Raw genomic sequence first — 2,969 nt, 5'->3', positions numbered from 1 at the left:
CCGGCACGGCCTATCGCGCCGAATTCACGGAAGACGAGTACGCCTTCTGGGAAAACGCGGCGATCGACGTGGCCTGGCGTCGGCACGTATCGCCCGACGACTTCATCGACTTGGGCAAGATCTTCGTGCGCAACGACGTTCGCGGCTTGGACTTCGCGCCCATCCAGTACGTCATCGGCTACGTCGCGTGCACCATCGACAGCCCAGTTGATCAGGACGTCCGCATCGCCATCGGAAGCGACGACGGATACAAGATCTACCTGAACCACGCCCTGATCGCCGAGAACCGCGTCTACCGCGGGCCGGAAAAGGACCAGGAGAAGATCGACGCCCATCTTAAGAAGGGAAGAAACCTCCTGTTGGTCAAGGTCGATCAGGACATCGGCGGGTACGGCTTTTTTCTGCGGCTCCTGGATCGGGCGGACAACCCGCTGATCCTTCCTGTCGCCAACGCCACGCCGCTAATCGCATTGGAGGACGACGGCTGGATTCGCACCTGGTTGATCTGCGGCCCCTTCGCCAATCCCGGCCGCGGACTCAACGAAACGACCTGGAACGCCGATTACCTGACGCCCCACGGCGGCGAAGCGAAGATCAATCCCGCGGCCGGCATGAAGTATATCGCCGAGTTTCCCGAGGATCAGACCGTCCGCTGGACCGCCGGCCAGGCCGACATCGCGTGGCGCGCCGCCAATGCCGGAGACGACGGCTTTGTCGATCTTGGCCGCGAGTTCGTGACGGACCAGATCGAGGGCCTGGAATTCCCGCCTGTCGAAAATGTTCTTGGCTACGCCTCCACCTGCGTGTATTGTGACCAGCCGGTTCAGGCCCGCATCGAGATCGATACGATCAACGGCGTGAAGGTGTGGCTGAATCATGAAAAGGTTTTCGACAAGCACGTGCATCGGTACAACACCGACCCGGCGTCGCCGAACCGGACGGTCTTCGAGGAAGGCAACTATTACCAGGATGTCCCGTTGAACAAGGGCGTCAACGTCCTGCTCCTGAAGCTCGACGTCGCCAACGGACCGTATCGGTTCCGCTGTCGGTTCGTCGACCAGAACGGCCAGCCGGTTCCCGGCCTGCGGGTCGGCACGGACGCCTCTGCCGGGCAATGAGGGAAAACGCACCCACATGGACAACCTCGCCTATTTCATCTATCGAGCCGGCCAAAAGCAGTACCTGCCGTGCAAGGACTTCCTGCTCACGCTGTTGCCGAAAGGAGACGGCAGGGAATTCGCCGCGCTGGCCTACATGGGCGAAGGCTCCCTCGAAGTCCACTTCGGTGTGGAAATTCCGCTGGCCCACGGCGAAGGATCGTATACCCTCCTGCCCGGCGTATACTACAACGGCAACGCCTCCGAGCCGACCAAGCCGATCCCGGCCTTGACCGAACCTAACAACTGGCGGTTTGAAGCGCCTCTGACCGCCTGTTCGACTCCCGTCCTGATGCACTACGACGGCAAGGGCCGCGTCGACGTCCTTCGCGTGACGCCGTTCACCAAGGCCGGGCCCAGCGGCGTGGTGATCGAACGCGACCGCTGCGAATTCGTCGTCCCAGCCATCGAGCGGCGGCACTATACCCACACCCGTTGCGACGACTGGCCGCGACCCGGCTTCCTGATGCAACGCGGTTCGCAGATTTCCTTCACCATCCAACGACAATGCGAAAAGGCCGCCTCCGTCATCGAGATGTTCAGCCTTCTGCACCGGCGATATCGCAAGGTCGAAGGCTACGGTTGCAGCTCGTCGCGAAAAACCTCACTGGCCTCGGCCGCGCAGGCCGTCGCCGACCGGATGCTGGCCGCGCACGTCCTGCGTGACGCCAAGGGCAACTTGCTGCTGACCAACATCTCCAATCTCGAGGGCAGCGTGGTGGATCGATGTGAGGATTTCGGCGGCGACTGGCTGCAGATTGCCGGCTGGTGCGGCGGACCGATGACCGCCTACGCCCTGCTGGTCCGGAACGAACAGTGCCGCACCGCGGCGACGGAGAATCTCGATTTCCTCGCGGCCAACGCCGGCTCGCCCAGCGGCCTGGCCCACGGCCACTACAACGGAAAGACCTGGTCGTCGGACAACTGCTCGTCGGGCGAAACCCCGAACACCTGGAAGCACATTCGCCCGCCCGCCGACTTCATCTACTTCCTGCTCAAAGCCTTGCATTACGAGCGCAACGAGAAGCACGCCGACCATCCCGCCTGGGAGCAGGCCGCCCGCCGAGGGCTGGAGGCATTCTGCTCGATCTGGGAGCGCTGCGGCGAATTCGGCTTTCGCGTGGACAAAGACGCCGACCCGCCCCGCCTGATCGAACGCGGCTCGTGCGCCGGAGCGTTTGTACTGCAGGCCCTGGCCGAGGGGATGCGGGCCTTTCCCGCTGAACCGCGATATCGCACCGTCTTTCGTGAGGCGTGCGATTACTACCACCGCAACTTCGTCCTGGCGGGCCATTGCACCGGCGGTCCGCTGGACATCGAGCGGGCCGACGACTCCGAGAGCGCCGCCGCGATAACCAACGCGTTCGTGCAAGGCCATCTCGTCCTAAAGGACCAAGCCCTTCTGCAAATGGCTCGCGACGCCGCCGCGATCTTCGCTTCATGGGTCGTCTCCTACGTCGCGCCGTTTCCTCGCGGTTCGTCGCTGGACGGATACAACTTTTGCGGCGGCGTGATCGCCAACGTGCAGAACCGACACATCGGTCCCGGCATCTGCACGAATTCGCCGCAATTCCTGCTCGACCTGCACCGCGCCACCGGCGAAGGATTCTACCGCACGCTCCACGATGACATCGTCAGCGCCGCCGTCAATGCCGTGGCCATGACGGATGACGAATTCGTTGGCTACAGCCGCGGCTCGGGCCAATGGTCGCCCTTCAGAAAAGGCATGGTCACCGAACAAATCAACCTCACCGACGCCCTCAACGAGCCCGGCGAAATGTGGCAGGTCGCCTGCAGTTGGCCAGCCACGTT

At 63.1% G+C, this 2,969-nt stretch carries 2 protein-coding genes; both read left to right on the top strand.

The window, feature by feature from the left end; genetic code table 11:
- The coding region (locus GXY33_22495; GenBank protein ID NLX07921.1) for a hypothetical protein at window positions 1-1,118 on the top strand (1,118 nt) is incomplete at its 5' end.
- Window positions 1,119-1,134: 16 nt separating this feature from the next.
- Window positions 1,135-2,969: hypothetical protein (locus GXY33_22490; GenBank protein NLX07920.1), on the top strand; the 1,835-nt coding region annotated here is incomplete at its 3' end.

It is taken from the genome of Phycisphaerae bacterium, assembly GCA_012729815.1.
In the GTDB taxonomy this organism is placed as follows: Bacteria; Planctomycetota; Phycisphaerae; order JAAYCJ01; family JAAYCJ01; genus JAAYCJ01.
The sequence above is the reverse complement of the archived record's forward strand: the minus strand, read 5'-3'. Positions and strand labels throughout refer to the sequence as shown.